This window comes from Nocardia sp. NPDC050718 (assembly GCF_040654235.1).
In the GTDB taxonomy this organism is placed as follows: domain Bacteria; phylum Actinomycetota; class Actinomycetes; order Mycobacteriales; family Mycobacteriaceae; genus Nocardia.
Genome location: NZ_JBFAHQ010000001.1, coordinates 2,013,751 through 2,033,219 on the forward strand (window position 1 = coordinate 2,013,751; position 19,469 = coordinate 2,033,219).

Annotated in this window: 20 protein-coding genes; 14 read left to right on the top strand and 6 right to left on the bottom strand. The window is 69.0% G+C overall.

Translation table 11 applies throughout. The features are described from left to right. Positions 1–57: 57 nt before the first annotated feature. Positions 58–1,680, top strand: coding sequence for an acyl-CoA synthetase (locus tag AB0H54_RS09090; RefSeq protein ID WP_357343998.1), 1,623 nt, complete (start codon positions 58–60; stop codon positions 1,678–1,680). A 257-nt stretch (positions 1,681–1,937) separates the two neighbouring features. Beyond that, positions 1,938–2,372 (top strand): ester cyclase, encoded by a 435-nt coding sequence (locus AB0H54_RS09095; RefSeq protein ID WP_357344000.1) that lies wholly within the window; start codon positions 1,938–1,940, stop codon positions 2,370–2,372. Positions 2,373–2,418: 46 nt separating this feature from the next. Here AB0H54_RS09095 and AB0H54_RS09100 read toward each other — a convergent pair whose 3' ends face one another. After that, the gene (locus AB0H54_RS09100; protein ID WP_357344002.1) at positions 2,419–2,826 is read right to left on the bottom strand and encodes a PPOX class F420-dependent oxidoreductase; all 408 of its coding nucleotides are present in this window, start codon (positions 2,824–2,826) and stop codon (positions 2,419–2,421) included. Positions 2,827–2,871: 45 nt separating this feature from the next. Between AB0H54_RS09100 and AB0H54_RS09105 the strand changes: the two genes are divergently transcribed. After that, positions 2,872–3,399: an AAA family ATPase gene (locus AB0H54_RS09105; protein WP_357344004.1), complete on the top strand. Its 528-nt coding sequence runs from the start codon at positions 2,872–2,874 to the stop codon at positions 3,397–3,399. A gap of 166 nt (positions 3,400–3,565) precedes the next feature. Here AB0H54_RS09105 and AB0H54_RS09110 read toward each other — a convergent pair whose 3' ends face one another. Together AB0H54_RS09110 and AB0H54_RS09115 are read right to left on the bottom strand one after the other, a co-directional pair. Then, positions 3,566–3,976, bottom strand: a complete 411-nt coding sequence (locus tag AB0H54_RS09110; protein ID WP_357344006.1) for a hypothetical protein — start codon at positions 3,974–3,976, stop codon at positions 3,566–3,568. A gap of 635 nt (positions 3,977–4,611) precedes the next feature. After that, positions 4,612–5,241, bottom strand: coding sequence for a hypothetical protein (locus AB0H54_RS09115; protein WP_357344008.1), 630 nt, complete (start codon positions 5,239–5,241; stop codon positions 4,612–4,614). Between the two features lie 501 nt (positions 5,242–5,742). On the opposite strand from AB0H54_RS09115, the gene AB0H54_RS09120 reads away from it, so the two are divergent. The 4 genes from AB0H54_RS09120 to ligA all read left to right on the top strand — a co-directional run bounded on the left by AB0H54_RS09120 (position 5,743) and on the right by ligA (position 11,486). Then, the gene (locus AB0H54_RS09120) at positions 5,743–6,969 is read left to right on the top strand and encodes a cysteine desulfurase family protein (RefSeq protein WP_357344010.1); all 1,227 of its coding nucleotides are present in this window, start codon (positions 5,743–5,745) and stop codon (positions 6,967–6,969) included. Next, entirely contained in the window at positions 6,969–8,084 is a 1,116-nt protein-coding gene (mnmA, locus tag AB0H54_RS09125) for a tRNA 2-thiouridine(34) synthase MnmA (RefSeq protein WP_357344012.1), read from the top strand. Before AB0H54_RS09120 ends, mnmA begins: the two co-directional genes overlap by 1 nt. Before the next feature lie 121 nt (positions 8,085–8,205). After that, positions 8,206–9,282, top strand: a complete 1,077-nt coding sequence (locus AB0H54_RS09130; RefSeq protein WP_357344014.1) for a methionine synthase — start codon at positions 8,206–8,208, stop codon at positions 9,280–9,282. Positions 9,283–9,389: 107 nt separating this feature from the next. After that, on the top strand, positions 9,390–11,486 hold the full coding sequence (ligA, locus tag AB0H54_RS09135; protein WP_357344277.1) for an NAD-dependent DNA ligase LigA: 2,097 nt from the start codon (positions 9,390–9,392) through the stop codon (positions 11,484–11,486). Positions 11,487–11,531: 45 nt separating this feature from the next. On the opposite strand, the gene AB0H54_RS09140 is transcribed toward ligA, so the two are convergent. Together AB0H54_RS09140 and AB0H54_RS09145 are read right to left on the bottom strand one after the other, a co-directional pair. Next, positions 11,532–11,882 carry a hypothetical protein gene (locus AB0H54_RS09140; protein WP_357344016.1) on the bottom strand — a complete coding sequence of 117 codons (351 nt, stop codon included), beginning with the start codon at positions 11,880–11,882 and terminating at the stop codon, positions 11,532–11,534. A gap of 125 nt (positions 11,883–12,007) precedes the next feature. Then, positions 12,008–12,646 (bottom strand): PadR family transcriptional regulator, encoded by a 639-nt coding sequence (locus AB0H54_RS09145; protein WP_357344018.1) that lies wholly within the window; start codon positions 12,644–12,646, stop codon positions 12,008–12,010. A gap of 120 nt (positions 12,647–12,766) precedes the next feature. On the opposite strand from AB0H54_RS09145, the gene AB0H54_RS09150 reads away from it, so the two are divergent. From AB0H54_RS09150 to AB0H54_RS09170, 5 genes are all read left to right on the top strand, one after another. Beyond that, positions 12,767–13,705 (top strand): ATP-binding cassette domain-containing protein, encoded by a 939-nt coding sequence (locus AB0H54_RS09150; protein ID WP_357344020.1) that lies wholly within the window; start codon positions 12,767–12,769, stop codon positions 13,703–13,705. Continuing rightward, a complete protein-coding gene (locus tag AB0H54_RS09155) occupies positions 13,702–14,508 on the top strand; it encodes an ABC transporter permease (protein WP_357344022.1) in 807 nt (268 codons plus the stop codon). The genes AB0H54_RS09150 and AB0H54_RS09155 overlap by 4 nt, the downstream gene beginning before the upstream one ends. Positions 14,509–14,646: 138 nt before the next feature. Beyond that, on the top strand, positions 14,647–15,831 hold the full coding sequence (locus tag AB0H54_RS09160) for an ATP-binding protein (protein WP_357344024.1): 1,185 nt from the start codon (positions 14,647–14,649) through the stop codon (positions 15,829–15,831). A gap of 52 nt (positions 15,832–15,883) precedes the next feature. Continuing rightward, positions 15,884–16,231, top strand: a complete 348-nt coding sequence (locus tag AB0H54_RS09165) for a hypothetical protein (protein ID WP_355284467.1) — start codon at positions 15,884–15,886, stop codon at positions 16,229–16,231. A 66-nt stretch (positions 16,232–16,297) separates the two neighbouring features. Then, positions 16,298–16,819, top strand: coding sequence for a GNAT family N-acetyltransferase (locus AB0H54_RS09170; protein ID WP_357344026.1), 522 nt, complete (start codon positions 16,298–16,300; stop codon positions 16,817–16,819). On the opposite strand, the gene AB0H54_RS09175 is transcribed toward AB0H54_RS09170, so the two are convergent. After that, positions 16,812–17,462 (bottom strand): amino acid-binding protein, encoded by a 651-nt coding sequence (locus tag AB0H54_RS09175; RefSeq protein WP_355284472.1) that lies wholly within the window; start codon positions 17,460–17,462, stop codon positions 16,812–16,814. The genes AB0H54_RS09170 and AB0H54_RS09175 overlap by 8 nt on opposite strands. Positions 17,463–17,677: 215 nt before the next feature. On the opposite strand from AB0H54_RS09175, the gene gatC reads away from it, so the two are divergent. Together gatC and gatA are read left to right on the top strand one after the other, a co-directional pair. Further along, the gene (gene gatC / locus AB0H54_RS09180; protein WP_067493225.1) at positions 17,678–17,974 is read left to right on the top strand and encodes an Asp-tRNA(Asn)/Glu-tRNA(Gln) amidotransferase subunit GatC; all 297 of its coding nucleotides are present in this window, start codon (positions 17,678–17,680) and stop codon (positions 17,972–17,974) included. Further along, positions 17,971–19,458: an Asp-tRNA(Asn)/Glu-tRNA(Gln) amidotransferase subunit GatA gene (gene gatA, locus AB0H54_RS09185; protein WP_355284475.1), complete on the top strand. Its 1,488-nt coding sequence runs from the start codon at positions 17,971–17,973 to the stop codon at positions 19,456–19,458. Before gatC ends, gatA begins: the two co-directional genes overlap by 4 nt. The last annotated feature ends 11 nt before the right edge of the window (positions 19,459–19,469 follow it).

Sequence of the window (19,469 nt, forward strand, 5' to 3'; positions counted from 1 at the left end):
CGGCGGTGGGCGTCGGAATTCGCTGTCCCGAATCGGGCCGTGTCCTAGCTTTCCGCCATGGCTTTCAATGTCGCTGATCTCTTCGAACACGCCGTCGACGCGGTGCCGGACCGGGTTGCGGTCATCTGCGGGGACCGGCGGGTCACCTACCGCGAGCTCGACGAACGCGCCAACCGTTTGGCGCACCACCTCGCCTCCCGTGGCGTCGGCAAGGGCGACCATGTCGGCGTCTATTCGCGTAACTCCATCGAGGCCATCGAGACGATGATCGCGACCTACAAACTGCGCGCGATCTCGGTGAGCGTGAACTTTCGCTACACCGCCGACGAGGTCCGCTACATCGTCGACAACGCCGACCTGGTCGCGCTGATCCATGAGCGCCGGTACTCCGACATCGTCGCCGACGTCATGCCGCACACCCCGAAGCTGTCCGATGTCGTCGTAGTCGAGGACGGTTCCGGCCTCGACTACCGCCGATACGACGGCGTGGACTACGACGCCGCGATCGACGCGCAATCGGCGGCGCGTGATTTCGGCGAACGCAGCCCCGACGACCTGTACGTCCTCTACACCGGCGGCACAACAGGATTCCCCAAGGGTGTGATGTGGCGGCACGAAGATGTCTGGCGCGCACTGGGCGGCGGTATCAACCACGTCACCGGCGACTACGTCCGAGACGAGTGGGAATTGGCCGACCAGGCCGGGCGGTCACCGGTCGGCATCGTGATGGCACCGTTGTCGCCGCTCATCCACGGCGCGGCCCAGTGGGCGGCCTTCATCGGCCTGAATTCCGGCGGCACCATCGTTTTCCTCCCGCAGTTCGACGCCGACGAGGTCTGGCGGCTCGTGGAGAAGCACAAGGTGAACGCCTTCACCGTCGTCGGTGACGCGATGGCCAAGCCACTGCTGGACGCCTACCTGGCCGGCGATTACGACGCGTCGTCGGTGTGGTCCATCAGCAGCCACGCGGCATTGTTCTCGCATTCTCTCAAGCAGCAGTACGTGGAGCTGTTCCCGAACGTCTTCATCACCGATGTGATCGGGTCGTCGGAAAGCGGTGGCACCGGGCTCGGCGTGGTGACCAAGGACAGTGACCATTCCCAGGGACCGCGCGTGAAGTTCAACGCGCAGACGGCGCTGATCGACGACGACGGCAAGCTCGTGGCGCCGAAACCCGGAGCTGTCGGTCGGATGGCCCGCACCGGGCATGTGCCGATCGGCTACTACAAGGATCCGGCGAAGACCGAGACGATTTTCGTCGAGATCGATGGCAAGCGATTCGTGGTGCCCGGTGACTACGCCCGCTACGAGGACGACGGCACCGTCACCCTGCTCGGCCGCGGTTCGGAATGCATCAACACCGGCGGGGAGAAGGTCTTCCCGGAAGAAGTGGAGGGCGCGCTCCGGTCGCATCCGGACGTTTTCGATGCCTTGGTGATCGGCATCGAGGACGCGCGATTCGGCCAAGCGGTGGCGGCGCTGATCCAACTCCGACCGGGACTCGATCTCGACCCGGCACGGCTGGATGCCCACGTTCGGACGAAGGTCGCCGGCTACAAGGCGCCCCGCGCCTACTGGATTGTGGACGAGATGATGCGGCAGCCCAGCGGCAAGGCCAACTACCCCGCGGCGAAGAAATACGCCGCTGACCACGCCGATCACGCCCGACCTGCCCGCTGACGAGGCCCGGCACCCTTTACCTCGCGGACGAAGGGAGCGCACAATGATTGCGTATACCGGCTTCAAGGTTTTCGACCGGCGGGTACCCGAATACCCGCCGGGAACGATCCGGGCGGGCACCCTCCGTGATGGCAGCGTCCCCGTCGGCAGCGCGTCCGGCTCGTCCCGCCATGCTGAACGCCGGGCGCGGCGGATGCCGCCCGTAGCGACTACGAGCCCCTCCGCCGGTTCGGCGCACCTCTCGGATAGGAAACGCCATGTCAGAGCAGAACAAAGCCGCGGCCAAGCGCCTCTTCGACGCGTGGAACGCGAGAGACCTCGATGTCTTCGACGAGGTGATCGCCGACGACGCCCTCAATCACGATCCCCAGAACCCGTTCGCCGAGGTCCACGGCCCCGACGGCCTCAAACGACTCGCGCAGATGTACCTCGCCGCGTTCTCGGATCAACGTTTCCTGGTCAACGAACAGATCGCCGAGGGCGACTTCGTCACCACCCGATGGACGGGAACCGGGCACAATGACGGCGAGATGATGGGCATGCACGCCACCGGGAAATCGGCAGTCGTTCAGGGAATTACGATCAATCGCTTCCGGGACGGCAAGATCGTCGAGAGCTGGGCGTGCTGGGACACACTCGGCATGATGCAGCAACTCGGCGTCGTCCAAGCGGCGCACTCCGCGACCACCTGACAGTCTTCGACCGGGCGGGCGCGTTGTTTCCGCGCCCGCCGGTTCGTCAGTGCCGGGCGTGCCGGGTGTCGTACCACTGATCACCGGCGGGCTCACCGGCCAGATTCCAGCTCCAGGACTCTGTCGGGGTGATGCGCAGGTAGTACCCCGGACCAACGATGCCCGTCCGCTCTACGGGCGGTTCGGCATGACCGTAGACGCGCACGCCCCGCGCGATAAACGGGTCGAGCGAGACCAGGTCGTCGACGACCAGCGCCACCTCGGCATTGCCCGAAGCGACATTGCGCGCCTTGCGGGTACCGGGGAAGGTCGCGCCACCGCCGACCCAGAAATACGTGCCGTCGAACTCGAAGGCGACCGGAACGACGTCCGGTCGCCCGTCGGCGGCGCGAGTGGCGAGGCGAGCCAGCGGCTGCGACCGGAGATAGTCGAGTTCGGCATCCGTGAAGCCCATACGATCGCAGTATTCCGCATCAGGGAATCGAATCGAAGGAGTGGAATGCGTATCGGGGTGTCCGGCCCACACGGAACCGGCAAGACGACACTGGTTCACGAACTGTGTTTCTGCTTCACCGAACTCACCCCTATCGAGGAACCGTACGTCCTCCTCGAGGAAGACGGCCACGACTTCGAATACCCACCATCACACGCCGACTACCGAGCCCAACTGACCCGCTCGATCCACCTGCTGACCACCGAACCCGACGGTTCCGTCTTCGACCGCACCCCCTTGGACTTCCTGGCCTACCTGTCAGCGACGGGCCTCGACATCGAATCCAGCACCGACACCGCCGCGGCTCGAAAAGCCTTGGCCACACTGGATCTCCTGGTACTCGTGCCGATAACTCCCGATACTGAGCGCCTCCTCCCGCCGGCGGAAATGCTCAGCCTCCGCCACGCGGTCGACGACACCCTGCTCGAGTTGGCCTACACCGATTCACTGGACCTCCTCGCGAACATTCCGATGCTCGAGCTGACCGTCCCCTTGCCGGATCGAATCGAAACGATCGCCGCCATGATCCGTTGACCGCCGATGAGAGTGGGGACCAACAGGGCGATCGAGGTGCGAAGAATGGGTGAGTCGGAGCTGGGGAAGTTTCTGGGCTCGTTCGGTTGGAGGTACCTAGGCTCCGGATCGACCATGGTCCGGCCCTGGTCATCGCCGGCAGGCGGCGCGTCGGAGGTGACCTAGTTCATTCCCCACTCCGCTCGAGGTCGACCGCGGCTTCGAGTTCGGCAATCCGGTCCCGTTGACTCGCCAGGATCCGCCGCGCGGCCTCGATGAGCTCGACGTAGCTGTGCTGCATTACCGGAATGTCCAGCACCGCAGCGAGCTCGCGGTGCTGGCGCTCTATCAACGCAAGGTAGCGGTCGGCGACGGCCTGCAGCATTGCCACCCGCACCTCCGCCGGGACCTGCTCTTCGACCTGCGGTCCGCTCGGCGGGGGCTGCTGCCCGAGCCACGGCGACCAGCGGGAGCGGATGTCATCCTCGGTCATCTCCGACAGCTGCTGCAGCAGAGTGTGACAGGCCACCGGCGAGCGAAACACCGTCTCCAAGCAACGGTGGTAGTCGGGCGGCTGCATCTGGACGTGGTCATTCATCTCGGACGCTCCACGGGGACCCGCTCGAAGGCGAAGGTTGCCAGACTACGCGCTGTCACGGGACGAGCGTCCAGATGTCGGGACTTCTGGTCGTTTTCCGAATGCCTGCGAATTTTCGACCGAACTGTCGGCGACGCGCTCACCCTGCGCTTCGCTATCTGCCGAGGTAAGCGAGCACCAGCGCCGCGATCCTTGCCATCAGGATTTTGATTGTTGTCCACGTACTGCTATCCCGCGCTGCACGAGGGCCATCCTGGCGGCGAAGAGATCCACGTGCGCCGGCTCGACTCTTCACGTGTCGTTCAGACCGCAACCGTTGGCACCTCTGGAACGACGGGCGATGTCGGCCAAGGCCTTGGCTATCCACTGCGTATCGGGCATGAGGAGAAGTTAGACCCGGGCATCGACATGGGATAGGGCGAAAGGAGTCATCTGAGAACCTCTTTCACGGATGCCAGGCGCTTCGGTGCCGTGAGTGGCGATTGTCGACCGGTAGCGTGGCTGTCGCCGATGGTTGTTTCCGGACGCCTGTTCGCTTGAGATCTGCACCTTCTCGGCGGTCAGCAGGCCCAAGGCGACGTGATCGGGGGCGGGATTGCACCGTAGACCGTCGCGGTCCCGACGACCGTTGGCTGCTACAAGTAGCCTTCCCATGCTCCGCGTGCGGGGCGCCCGAGCGCGACCCATTCCTTGTGTCGAGCCACGGCGCGATCGTATATTTTTGTGAGTTCGTTGCCGGTTCGTCGTTGCTTGATGAAGCCCATCATGTGACGTGGGTTCTGGAATCCGGACCGGAACGGCAAATCGATAGCAGAGGTGGCGTTCGTATTCGGTGGTTCCGGAGGGAGTGCTACCCACTTACCTTCGAGATTGCGGCGGAATGTCTCGCCGATGAAATAGAAGAACCGCATGCCGAGCTTGTAGTTCTCTTTGTTGAACGGGTTGGAGTCTCCGAACCTTCTCATGATTTCCTGCTCGGCGATCACGAGTCCTTCCCGGGTGAACTCGTGGCCGTTGAGCTCGGGAACCTCGATCACGGTGAACTCTATTTGCATCGCCGCATCATGCATCAGGAGCCAGCTCTGGAACCTCTCATCCTGCTGGATCGCCTTGAACTCGGGTGTATCGCGAATATCTGACTCTGATTGCTTGGGCACTCGAGCAACCGAGCGGAGTCCACCCTCGAGCGATTGGTTGATACCGGTCAGCGAATTCGTGGCTGCGGAAATCGCCGCACCATCGAGTAGAAGTTCGTCCCCTGACACGTGTCCCCTTCTGCAAACCAAGATCGTGACGTGCATCAAGGTGCCCGCCCGCTCCGAGTCCGAATCGTACCGCTGGCGCGACGAACCGCGGTGCCTGGCGTCACCTACTCCTGGGGTGCGCGAGCGACGGGGTGCCGCTGCGGTGTTGCGAATGTCGAGGCACTCCAGCACTTTTGACCGCTACTACGTTCGAGTATGGGAAGTGCAGGCGCACGTCGCTCGACGGTCCGCTACCTCTCGGGCTGGACGACAGCTCTAGCGGGGAGTTCGGCGGTGCGGTGCTGCGACCTCCGCGAACGCCCGACTCGATCATCTCGACGGTCTCTCGGTGGGCGGCGGGATCGGCCGACTGGACCCGCTCACCGGCCCCTTCGTCGCCGATTCGGGAATACGGCGAGGTGATGCGCGCGTTGAGGGACCTGGGTGAATTGTAGAAATCGTAGAAAGCAGGGGTGGACCCCGAAGATGCCCAGGTCAGCGGTGGTATAGGCTTTGTCGGTCATGAAGTCGGCTTATTCGGGTCCGGTCAACGGTGCGCCCAACACGGTCTACCTCGACCACGCGGCCACCACTCCGATGCTGCCCGCCGCCGTCGAGGCGATGACGGCTGCGCTGACGACGGTGGGTAATGCCTCGTCACTGCATGGATCGGGCCGGGCGGCGCGGCGGGCGCTGGAGGAGGCGCGCGAGGCGATCGCGGCCGAGCTGGGCGCGCGGCCGTCGGAGGTGATCTTCACCTCCGGGGGGACCGAGAGCGACAATCTGGCCCTCAAGGGCATCTTCTGGGGGCGCAGGGCGGGCGATCCGCGGCGCATCAGGATCGTCACCAGCGCGGTCGAGCACCACGCGGTGCTCGACGCGGTCGAGTGGCTGGAGAAGCACGAGGGCGCCCAGGTCAGCTGGCTGCCGGTGGACGCCGATGGCGTGGTGTCGCCGCAGGCGCTGCGCGAGGTGCTCGCCGAGCACGCCGACGAGGTCGCGCTGGTCAGCGTCATGTGGGCGAACAACGAGGTCGGCACGATCCAGCCGATCACCGAACTGGCGGCGGTCGCCGGGGAATTCGGCATCCCGATGCACAGCGACGCGATCCAGGCGGTGACCCAGGTCCCCGTCGATTTCGGCGCGAGCGGGCTGGCCGCGCTCAGCGTCGCCGGGCACAAGGCGGGCGGCCCGCACGGCATCGGCGTGCTGCTGCTCGGCAGGCAGGTGCCCTGCGTGCCGCTGGTGCACGGCGGTGGACACGAGCGTGACCTGCGTTCGGGCACCTCCGACGTGGCCGCGGCGGTCGGCCTGGCCGCGGCGCTGCGTGACGCGACCGGCGAGCTGCCCGCGCGTGCCGAGCACCTGCGCGGACTGCGCGAACAGCTGATCGCGGGCGTGCGGGAGGTGGCACCGGAAGCGGTCCTCAACGGGCCGCTCGGCGAGCGGCGTCTGCCCGGCAACGCCCACTTCACCTTCCCCGGCTGCGAGGGCGACTCGCTGCTCATGCTGCTCGACGCCGCCGGTGTCGAATGCTCGACCGGGTCGGCCTGCAATGCGGGCGTGGCATCGCCGAGTCATGTGCTGATCGCGATGGGCGTCGAGCCCTGGCAGGCCCGCAGTTCGCTGCGGTTCTCGCTGGGTCACACGTCGACCGGGGCCGATATCGAGACATTGTTGACCGTTCTGCCGCAGGTCATCGAACGGGCCAGGGCCGCGGGCCTGGCCGGCGCTAGAGGAGGTGCCTGATGCGAGTACTCGCCGCGATGAGTGGTGGTGTCGATTCGGCGGTGGCCGCGGCGCGGGCCGTGGACGCCGGTCACGAGGTGGTCGGGGTGCACCTGGCGCTGTCCGCGACGCCGGGCACGCTGCGCACCGGATCGCGCGGTTGCTGCTCCAAGGAGGACGCCGGTGACGCGCGCCGCGCCGCCGACGTGCTCGGCATCCCGTTCTACGTGTGGGACTTCGCCGACCGCTTCAAAGAGGACGTGATCGACGACTTCGTCGCCGCCTACGCCGCGGGCGAGACCCCCAACCCGTGCCTGCGCTGCAACGAGAAGATCAAGTTCTCGGCCCTGGCCGACCGCGCGCAGGCCCTGGGCTTCGACGCCGTCGTCACCGGCCACTACGCCCGGCTCGACGACGGCGTGCTGCGCCGCGCGGTCGACGCCGACAAGGACCAGTCCTATGTGCTCGCGGTCCTCACCGCCGAGCAGCTGTCGCGCGCGATGTTCCCGGTCGGTGACACCCCGAAGCCGCGGATCCGCGAGGAAGCCGCCGAGCGCGGCCTTGCCGTGGCGAACAAGCCCGACAGCCACGACATCTGCTTCATCCCCTCCGGCGACACCAGGGCCTTCCTCGGCGCCAAGATCGGCATCCGGCCCGGCGCGCTCGTCGACTCCGACGGCACCGTGCTCGGCGAGCACGAGGGCGTGCACGGGTTCACCGTCGGCCAGCGCAAGGGCCTGGGCCTGACGCACACCGCCGCCGACGGCAAGCCCCGCTACGTCACCGGCATCGACCCCGATTCCGGGACGGTCAGCGTCGGTTCGATCGAGGACCTCCAGGTCGACGTCGTCACCGCCGATCGCGCCATCTGGACCTCCGGCGAGCGCCCGGACGGGCCGGTCGAGTGCGTCGTGCAGGTGCGCGCGCACGGCGGCACCGCGCCCGCCGTCGTCACCCCCGAGGGCGACGGGTTCGTCGCGAGCCTGCGCGAACCGCTCACCGGTGTCGCCAAGGGCCAGGCGATCGTGCTCTACCTGCCCGATGCCGAGGGCGGGGACACCGTCGTCGGCAGCGGCACCATCAACGGCACCGACCGCGCGGGCGTTCCGGCGGACGCGGCCGACGCTTCGGCCTGATCGGCTCGTGCCCGCGCCGGGACGGGAGCCACGCGGGGCCGACCGAGGCCGCCGCCTTGGTGCGGGGCAGGATGGTGACCGGCGGCGACCGGCGTTCGATGAATCGAAAGGTGTTGAGCGCGTGACATTGTGGCGCAGCGAGAACTCGCAGGAGACGGCCGAACCGGAGCCGGTCGTCCCGCTCGCCGGTGGCACCGCGACGGGTATCGGCTCGTGGCCGGGCACCGATCCGCGCGAGGCGGCCGCGACGATCATCGGCGAACTCGCCGATCTCCCGCACCTGGTCGAGCTGCCCGATCGCGGCGTCGGCGCGGACATGATCGGCCGGGTCTCGGCGCTGCTCGTCGACCTGCGCTTCGATTCCACCACCCGCGGCTACCGGTTGGGCGCCCGGCCCGGCGCGGTGTCACGCCGCGCCAGGGATCTGCTGAACGAAGACCTCGACGCCATCGAAGAAGCCTGGGAGACAGCGGGTCTGGCGGGCACGGGGCGCGTGGTGAAGATCCAGTCCGCGGGCCCGCTGACCCTCGCCGCCGAGGTCGAGTTGCCCGGCGGGCACCGGATCCTCACCGATTCCGGTGCGGTGCGCGATCTTTCGGAATCCCTCGCCGAAGGGCTGGCCCGGCATGCCGCCGAGGTCGCCCGGCGGCTCGGGGCCCAGGTGGTCGTCCAGTTCGACGAACCCCGGCTCACCACGGTGCTCGACGGCTCGCTCCGGGGTCCGAGCATCCTCAACACCATCCGCGCGCTCCCCGAACCGGAGGCGCTGCACATCCTCGACACGGTGATCACCGCCCAGCCCGCGCCGGTCCTGCTGCACACCTGCGCCACCCGGCCCGCCCTCACCACCCTGGGCCGCAGCGCCGCCGCCGCGATCTCCTTCGACGCTGCCACGCTCACCACCCCCGACCTGGACGCCCTCGGGGAGATCCTCGACTCCGGCAAGAAGATCGCGCTCGGCCTGACCCCCACCGCGCCGCCCGCCACGCCGCCGACCTGGCGCACCGTCGCCGAACCCGGCGTCCGCCTGATCGATCGCCTCGGTTTCCCCCGTCGTGTCCTCGCCGAGCAGATCCTGGTCACCCCCGCCTGCGGCCTGGCCGGCGCGCCGCTGCCCTGGGCGCGCAAGGCCATCACCCTCACCGGCGAGGTCGCCCGCGCCTTCGCCGAGGAGCCGGAGTCGATCTCGCTCGACTGACGGCGATCATCCCGGAATGCCCCCGCGACGTGCGGTAACGGTGGCCGGAAGTGTCGGTGGACTCGACTAGTGTTCGACAGGTGAGTGACAGCGACAGCGTGGTTTCCGTGGGTGCCGAGCCGGTGGGCGCGAGCCCCGAGCAGCGGGTGCAGTGGCAGCAGCTGGCGGACGAGGTGCGCGAGCACCAGTTCCGCTACTACGTGCGCGACGCGCCGATCATCACCGACGGTGAGTTCGACACCCTGCTGCGGCGGTTGCAGGCGCTCGAAGACGCCCACCCCGACCTGCGGACGCCGGATTCGCCGACCCAGCTCGTCGGCGGCGGCTTCGCCACCGACTTCACCGCCGTCGACCATCTCGAACGAATGCTGTCGCTGGACAACGTCTTCGACTACGACGAACTGCGCGCCTGGGCGAGCCGGGTGGAGGCCGAGACCGGGCCGGACCTGCACTACCTGTGCGAGGTCAAGATCGACGGCGTCGCGCTGAACCTGGTGTACGAGAACGGCAGGCTGGTGCGCGGCGCGACCCGCGGCGACGGCCGCACCGGCGAGGACGTCACCCTCAACGCGCGCACCATCGAAGACATCCCGGCCGAACTCACCCCGAGCGCGGACTTCCCGATCCCCGAGCTGCTGGAAGTGCGCGGCGAGGTCTACTTCCGGCTCGCGGACTTCGAGACCCTCAACGCCCAGATCGTCGCCGAAGGCAAACCGCCGTACGCGAATCCGCGCAATACCGCCGCCGGTTCGCTGCGCCAGAAGAACCCGGCGATCACCGCCCAGCGCAGGCTGCGGATGATCTGTCACGGCTTCGGCCGGATCGAGGGCTACCGCCCGGAGTCCCAGCACGAGGCCTACCAGGCGCTGACCGCCTGGGGCCTGCCGGTCTCCGAGCACACCCGGCTGGTCAAGGGCATCGATGCCGTCATCGAGCGGGTCGCCTACTGGGGCGAACACCGCCACGACATCGAGCACGAGATCGACGGCCAGGTGATCAAGATCGACGAGCTGGCGTTGCAGCGCCGCCTCGGCTCCACCTCGCGGGCCCCGCGCTGGGCCATCGCCTACAAGTACCCGCCGGAAGAGGCGACGACGACGCTGCTCAACATCGAGGTGAACGTCGGCCGCACCGGCCGGGTCACCCCGTTCGCGGTGATGGCGCCGGTCTCCATCGCCGGCTCGACGGTCGCCATGGCCACCCTGCACAACGCCTCCGAGGTGAAGCGCAAGGGCGTGCTGATCGGCGACACCGTCACCATCCGCAAGGCGGGCGACGTGATCCCCGAGGTCCTCGGCCCGGTCGTCGACGCCCGCACCGGCGACGAACGCGAGTTCGTGATGCCGACGCACTGCCCCGAATGCGGCACCGAACTGGCGCCTGCCAAGGAGGGCGACGCCGACATCCGCTGCCCGAACCAGCGGCACTGCCCGGCCCAGCTGCGCGAACGCGTGTTCCACCTGGCCGGCCGCGGCGCCTTCGACATCGAAGCCCTCGGCTACGAGGCCGCCAACGCGCTGCTCACCTCGGGCGCCATCACCGACGAGGGCGACCTGTTCGCGCTCGACGAGCAGGCGCTGCTCGGTGTCCCGCTGTTCACGAAGCAGGACGGTGCGCTATCGGCCAACGGCGCGCGCCTGTTGGAGAACCTGAACGCCGCCAAGGACACTCCGCTGTGGCGGGTGCTCGTCGGCCTGTCGATCCGGCACGTCGGCCCAACCGCCGCTCGCGCGCTGGCCTCCGAATTCGCGAGCCTGGAGCGCATCGAAGCGGCGACCGGCGACGAGCTCGCCGCCACCGACGGCGTCGGTCCCACCATCGCGGCGGCCGTCGTCGAGTGGTTCGCCGTCGACTGGCATCGCGCCATCGTCGACAAGTGGCGCGCGGCGGGCGTGCGCATGGAAGACGAACGCGACGACTCCATCGAGCGCACGCTCGAGGGCCTGTCCATCGTCGTCACCGGCTCGCTGCAGACCTTCACCCGCGACGGCGCCAAGGAGGCGATCCTGGTGCGCGGCGGCAAGGCGGCGGGCTCGGTGTCGAAGAAGACGGCGTTCGTGGTGATCGGTGACGCGCCCGGCTCGAAGGCGGCCAAGGCCGAAGAACTCGGTGTCCCGATCCTCGACGAGGACGGCTTCCGGGCACTGCTGGCGGGCGGACCCGCCGCGGTCACCCCGGCGCCGGACGCCACCGAGGACGAGTAGTCGCCCGGTCGGGGTCCGCCGCGGGCGGGCGGATCCCGGCCTCGCTCAGTTCGGGGTGACGGTGACGGTGTTGCCGATCTGGGTCTTCATGTCGAAGCTCGAGCACTGCCCGTTGCTGATCTCCACGTGGCGGGTCGGCCGCTTCTTGATATTGGTCTGGATGTCGACGGCCACATGCGTCCCCGACATCGAGCACACCTTCGACACCGGCCCGTCGGTGTAGGACACCGACCCGGCGCCCTGACAGGAATTCGTCTCGTTCCCGAGGAACACCCGGGCGGTCCCGTTCGGGCACGGATCGGCCACCGCGCTCGGCGCGCTCAGCACCACCGGCACCACGGCGCCCGCGGTCACCGCCGCGACGACAACTCCGCGAACCATCATCCGAACAGCCATCCCGCGCACCCATCCTCGTCGTCGACTCAGCTCCGCCGACCGGGCGGCCGCGGTGTCCAGCATGCTAGTGCGTCCGCGCCGAACGCGCCCGGCCACGGCGGATACCGTCTGGGGTGAGCGGTGTCCTAGGCGGGGTCCTCGGGGTGCGGGCCGGTCGCGAAGGGGTTCGGCTCGTCGTCGGCGAGGACGCCGACGAAAGGGTCGCCCTCGTCGGCGAAGGTGTAGGCGCCGTCGCGGATGCGTGCGATCAGGCCGTGGGTCCAGGCGGCTTCGCTGTCGGCCGAGTGGATCCACATGTTCATGATCTCGCCGATGTGGCCGAGCTGTGCGGGTCCCTGCTCGGGGGCGTAGTACTCGGTGACCGAGGAGCGCCATTGCGTGAGGCCGGTAATCCGCTGTTCGAGCAGGGCGATGGCCTCGGCCCTCGGGAGGTCGACGATGAAGCCGATTCCCGCCGAGAGCATGTCCATCTTCTGGTCGTAGGAGGTCAGGGCCTGGCGGAGCAGCGCGAAGTACTCCGCGGTGCCCTTGTCGTTGATCTCGTACTCGACCCGCGGTGGGCCGCCGACCGTGCTCGGCGCGACCTCGTGCTCGACGAGCAGTCCCTGCTTGGCCATCTGCTTGAGCGCGTGATAGATCGAGCCCGGCTTGGCGTTCGACCACTCGTGGGCGCCCCAGAACTCCAGGTCGTTGCGCACCTGATAGCCGTGTGCCCGACCGTGCTGCCGGACCGCGCCCAGGACCAGCAGGCGGATCGCTGACATGGCTGTCTCCCTTCCGATGACCGGTGACCAAGGTAGCAGTATTCAAGTTTGACTAATCGCGACCGGAGTCGTACCGTGGCCGTCTAGTCAAGTTTGACCACTGAGTGGCGGAGGGGTGTAGTGACCAACCACGACCAGGCGATAGTCGTTGAAGGACTACGGAAGAACTACGGAGCCGAACGGGCGCTCGACGGCCTGGACCTCACGGTCCGGGCCGGGACCGTCCACGCGGTCCTCGGCCCGAACGGCGCGGGCAAGACCACGGCGGTGCGCATCATGTCGACGCTGCTGCGTCCCGACGCGGGGCGCGTCGAAGTGGCCGGTCTCGATGTGCGCGCGGACGCCGATCGGGTGCGTTCGCGGATCGGGCTGCTCGGTCAGAGCGCGGCGGTCGACGAGGAACTCAGCGGTCGGCAGAACCTGGAGATGTTCGGGCGCCTCTATCACCTGGGCGCGCGGCGCGCCGGCATCCGGGCCGACGAACTGCTGGCGCGGTTCGGGCTCGGGGATACCGGGACGAAGGCCGTCAAGCAGTACAGCGGGGGCATGCGGCGACGGCTCGACCTCGCGGCCTCGCTCATCTCCGAACCCGAGGTGCTCTTCCTGGACGAGCCGACGACCGGGCTCGATCCCAGGGGGCGCACGGAGGTGTGGAACTCGGTGCGGTCCCTGGTGGACGGCGGCACCACCGTGCTGCTGACCACGCAGTACCTGGAGGAAGCCGATCAGCTGGCCGACCGGATCTCGGTGATCGACCACGGCAGGGTCATCGCGGCGGGCACGGCCGACGAGCTGAAGTCCGAGACGGGCGGCGACCGCATCGACGTGGTGCTGCACGACACCGCCGACCTGGCGCGCACGGCGTCGCTGCTGCCCGGCGAGACCGTGGTGGACGAGGACCGGCGGATGGTCAGCGCCGCCGTCGGCGACCGGATGGCGGCCCTGACCGAGACCGTCCGGGCACTGGCGGCGAACGGGATCGAGCCCGAGGACATCGCGGTCCGGCGCCCGACGCTCGACGAGGTCTTCCTGCACCTGACGAAGGAGAACGCGGCATGAGCACGACGCAACCGGCACCGTCGGCGCTGAGCTGGGCGCTGGCCGACTCGTGGACGATGACCAGGCGCGAGCTGGCGCACTGGGCTCGCCAGCCCGTGCAGGTCGTCGTCGGGCTGGTCTTCCCGGTGATGCTGCTGGTGATGTTCAGCTACCTGATCGGTGGCGGCCGCGGCGTCGACGGCGACTTCGAGGACTACCTGGTCCCCGGCATGCTGACGATGACCATGGCCTTCGGCCTCGAATCGACGATGCTCGCGGTCACCCAGGACCTGGACAAGGGGGTGATCGACCGGTTCCGGTCGATGCCGATGAACTCGGCCGCGGTCCTCGTCGGCCGAAGTATCGCCGACATGCTGCAATCGGCGGTCGGGCTGACGGTGCTGATCGCGGTCGGGTACGCGATCGGCTGGCGCTGGCACGGCGGTGTCGCCGCGTTCCTGGGGGCGGTCGGGCTGCTGTTGCTGCTCCGGTTCGCGATGCTGTGGATCGGCATCTACCTGGCGATGGTCGCGGGCACGCCGGAACTGGTGCAGGCGGTGCAGATCCTGGTCTGGCCGATCGCCTTCCTCTCCAATGCCATCGCCGCGCCCGAATCGATGCCGTCGTGGCTGGGCGCGGTCGTCGAGTGGAATCCCATGTCGGCGACGGCGACAGCGGTGCGCGGCCTGTTCGGCAACCCGGTCGCGGCCGGTGACAGCTGGGCCGCGACCAACGCGGAACTGCTCGCCGTGGTCTGGCCGGTGGCCCTGCTCGCGGTGTTCTTCCCGCTGGCGGTGCGGCGGTTCCGGGACCTGAGCCGCTAGCCGTCCGGCGCGCTCCGGCCGAGCTCGGCGCGCCGGCTCGGCCGGGCGCCGGGCGCCTACCGCGTGCACGGGTGCGCCGTCGCCTAGTCTTGCGAAGGATCTCGGAGAGGCGGACGACCCTTGCTGCGTAGTTTTCAGGTGACCAATCACCGATCGCTGGCCGAGGCGCAGCAATTGCGGTTGAGCAAAGGGAGCGGCAGTCCGGTCGCCGTGCCGGTGACCGCCGTGCACGGCGTGGCGGCGTCGGGGAAGACGAGCCTGGTCGACGCGCTCGCGCAGATGCGGGACGCGGTGCTGCACTCGGTGAGCGGATGGGACCCGTACGCGGGGCCGGTGCGCAGGCCGCACCTCGGATTCGCGGATCGGCCGACCGAGTTCGTCGCCGGGTTCGTGGCCGAGGGCGTGCCCTACACCTACGGCTTCCGGCTCGACAACGTCGATGTGATCGCGGAATGGCTGTACACCCATCCGCGCTCGCGCAAGCGGATCGTGTTCGAGCGCAACGGCGATCAGGTCAAGATCGGGCCGATGTTCGAGGCGGCCCGCTACGGCGTGGCGGCGCTGGTTCCGCTGGTGCGGCCGAACGCGCTGCTGCTGAGCCTGGCGGGGCAGATGTACGCCGAAGCGCTGGTGCCCGCGTATCGCTGGTTCGCCGCGAACCTGCGGGTGCAGCAGGGCGAGGCGGGCGTCGAGGAGCTCGCGCGGGACCTGGGCGGTCACATCTCGCGCTCGCCCGACAACGCGGCCCGGCTGCTGATGCTGTTGCGGACGGCGGATCTGGGCATCGAGGATCTGCTCGTCGCCGAACACGATCCGATGTACGCGGACTACCTGCGCGACCTCGACGCCGAGATCGCCGCGCTGGCAGCGCAACTCGACCACGGCGGCACCGATCCGATTCTGCTGGACCGGGAGCTGAGCACGCTGCGCGCCGCCCGCGACGCGCTCTACCGGCGGATGGTGGACCGGCGCGGCGCCGCGCTGAGCCTGGTGCACGAGGGCATCGACGTGCCGTTCGAACTCGCCGACGAATCCACCGCGACCCGCGCGCTGCTGCGGGTGCTGCCCGCCATGCTCGAGGCGCTCGACACCGGCCAGGTGCTCGCGGTCGACGATCTCGGCGCCGGCCTGCCGGTGGAGGAGACCGACCGGCTGGTGCAGCTGTTCCAGAACCCGGAGACCAACGCCCGTGGCGCGCAACTGATCTACACCACCGCCCAGCGCGCGCTGATCGACCGGGGCAACGGCCGCTCGCAGCGCACCCGCGCCGCGGTCTGGCAGCTGCGCCGGGAACAGGGCGTCAGCGAGCTCACGCCACTGTGACGTGGCCGCGGGGCCGACGCCGGTCGCGCGGGGTGGGCCTACCATGGGCGGCATGCTCGAAGTGGTGATGGCCGCGGCCATGGTGACGATGCTGGTCGTGACGATCGGCGCCGTGGCCGCCCACCGGATCGGCCGCGGCGGCGGTGCGAACCTGGAACAGGGCTCGCTCTACATCACCGGCGTCAGCCCGCTGCCCGCGATGACCGGCGAGCACTACGTGACCATCACCGGCACCCTGATCGGCCCGTCCGTGCCCGGCACGGTGGTGTACCGGCGCTTCGCCTGGGACGCCGCGCAGTGGCCGTCGATCGGCGATCAGCTGCTGGTCGTCTATCCGCCGCGCAACCCGGACCGGTGGGTGGCCCAGCATCCCGGCCTGCGGTCCTACCTCGGGTCGTGAACTCACCGCCCCGGTGAGACATGGGTGAGTTTCAGATCACAACGGCCGGGGTGGGATCATGCCCGGATGCAGGGTAACCACCATCAGACCCCTGGGAACGGCCTCCGGATCCGGACCGCCCGCCCCGAGGAATTCGCCGCCATCTCCGCGCTGACCGTGCAGGTGTATGTGGGCGACGGCTATGTCGACGAAGACGACAGCTACGTCCAGGAGCTGGGCGACGTCACCCACCGGGCCGCCGAGGCCCAGGTGCTGGTCGCCGTGCACGACGGCAAGGTCGCCGGCTCGCTCACCGTCGCGAAGCCGGGCACCCGCTACGCCGAGATCGCGTTACCGGGCGAGCTCGAGTTCCGGATGCTCGCGGTCGCCAAGGACGCCCGCGGCCTCGGCGTGGGAACGGCGTTGGTGCGCACCGTGATCGACGAGGCGCGCGCCGGTGGCTACGCGGCGGTGGCGCTGACCACCATGGGCACGATGGTCGACGCGCACCGTATCTACGAGCGACTGGGTTTCGTCGGTGTGCCGGAACGCAATTGGTCCACCAACGACGGCCTGCAGCTGTATGTGATGCGCCTGGCGCTCAGCTGAGCACGGTCGCGACGATGCCGGCCAGATAGCCCAGCCGCGCCACTTCCGACGGCCGGAAGTCGGGGCCGCCGGGGCGGCCGAGCAGCAGCGACTTGCCGGTGCTGCCCAGCGGGGCGGCGGCCAGTTTGGTGTCCATGTCGCGCCAGATCTGCGGCACCCAGTCGGCCTCGCCGTCGAGCCAGGACGGCTTCTCCAGCGGCATCCACGGCGCCGAACCCGCTTGCGTCTCAGGCGCACTCGGGCTGCCGACGACCCGGTAGGCGCCGGCCGGGCCCATCCCGATGATCGTCGACCAGCCCACCCGCAGCACCCGCGGCACACCGTCGACGAGGACCTGCAGACGATCGTCGCGCGCGCTGGCGACCTGATCGATCAGCTCGAGCTCGCGGTGGGTGTCGAGGACGCCGGAGTAGGGCCGGATCGAGTCGACGCTCACGTCGTGGACGGACTCCGCGGCGGTGATCAGGGTGTCGGGCAGCGCGCCGGTGGGCACCTCGACCACCAGATCGTCGATCGCGAATCCGGCGCCACGCTCGACCACGTCGAGCGAGAGGATGTCCGCGCCGACCCCGCCGAGGGCGAGTGCCAGGGAGCCGAGGCTTCCCGGTCGATCCGGAAGTTGCACGCGGAGCAGGTATGACACGTGCGTTCCTTTCCTAGGCGGCCGGGGCTGTTCGACACGAATACCCGGTGACGCAATACTTACACCCCCGAGCGCGGGCTATCGAGTCGAAGTATGCGCCCCGGGACGCGACATGCGCGAACTTTCGCGCGAGGCGGGTGCGTCCGGCACCGTCCGCCGCCCTCGATAGGCTGTCAGCAACTAGTTCCCATACCTATGCCGAAAGGGGTCCCGCGGTGCCCGCAATCTCCCGTGACGAGGTCGCTCACCTCGCCCGGCTGTCCCGGCTGGCGTTGACCGACGCCGAACTCGACCAGTTCGCCGGTCAGCTGGATTCGATCCTCAGCCACGTGCGGACCATCTCCGAGGTCGCCGCCGACGTCCCCGCCACCGCGTCGCCGAACCCGACGACCAATGTGACCAGGCCCGATGTGGTCGTGCCCGGTCTGACTCCCGAGCAGGCGCTGGACCAGGCGCCGGCCGTGGAAGAGCAGCGTTTCCTGGTCCCGCAGATTCTGGGAGAGGGCGAATGAGCGAGCTGACCACGCTGTCGGCGGCCGAGCTGGCGGCCAAGATCCACGGCGGCGAGGTGTCCTCCACCGAGGTCACCCGGGCGCACCTGGATCGGATCGCCGCGGTCGACGGTGAGCTCAACGCGTTCCTGCACGTCGCCGGGGACGAGGCGCTGGCCGCGGCCGCCGTGGTCGACGCCGCGCTGGCCGCGGGCGAGACGCCCGCCTCGCCGCTGGCGGGAGTCCCGTTGGCGCTCAAGGACGTTTTCACCACCACCGACATGCCGACCACCTGCGCCTCGAAGGTGCTGGAGGGCTGGATGTCGCCCTATGACGCGACGGTCACCGCGCGGCTGCGCGCCGCGGGCATCCCGATCCTGGGCAAGACCAACATGGACGAGTTCGCGATGGGCTCCTCCACCGAGAACTCGGCCTACGGCCCGACCCGCAACCCCTGGGACACCACCCGCATCCCCGGTGGTTCCGGCGGCGGTTCGGCGGCGGCGCTGGCCTCGTTCCAGGCGCCGCTGGCGATCGGCACCGACACCGGCGGCTCGATCCGGCAGCCCGCCGCGGTCACCGCGACGGTCGGCGTGAAGCCCACCTACGGCACCGTCTCGCGCTACGGCCTGGTCGCCTGCGCGTCCTCGCTGGACCAGGGCGGTCCGTGTGGTCGCACGGTGCTCGACACCGCGCTGCTGCACGAGGTGATCGCCGGGTACGACCCGCGTGACTCCACCTCCCGCGACGTCCCGGTGGCCCCGGTGGTCGAGGCGGCCAAGCTGGGCGCCAACGGTGATCTGAGCGGCGTGCGGGTCGGCGTGGTGCGCGAATTGCATTCCGACAGTTACCAGCCCGGCGTGCTGGCCTCCTTCGACGCCGCGGTCGCGGTGCTGAAGGAACTCGGCGCCGAGGTGGTGGAGGTGTCGTGCCCGAACTTCGAGTACGCGCTGTCCTCGTACTACCTGGTGATGCCGTCGGAGGTGTCGTCGAACCTGGCGCGCTTCGACGCCATGCGCTACGGCCTGCGTGTCGGTGACGACGGCAGCCACAGCGCCGACCAGGTGATGTCGCTGACCCGCGAGGCCGGTTTCGGTCCCGAGGTGAAGCGCCGCATCATCATCGGCACCTACGCGCTCTCGGCCGGCTACTACGACGCCTACTACGGTCAGGCGCTCAAGGTTCGCACGATGATCGCGCGCGACTTCGACGCCGCCTACGAGCAGGTCGACGTGCTGGTCTCGCCGACCAGCCCGTTCACCCCGTGGAAGCTGGGCGAGAAGGTCGACGACCCGCTGGCCATGTACCTGTCCGACCTGTGCACGCTGCCGACCAACCTGGCCGGGCACTGCGGCATGTCGGTGCCGTCGGGGCTCTCGGCCGAGGACAACCTGCCGGTGGGCCTGCAGATCATGGCGCCCGCGCTGGCCGACGACCGCCTGTACCGGGTGGGCGCGGCCTACGAGGCGGCGCGCGGCGCGCTGCCCGCGCCCGCGGGCGTCTGACAGCACCACAC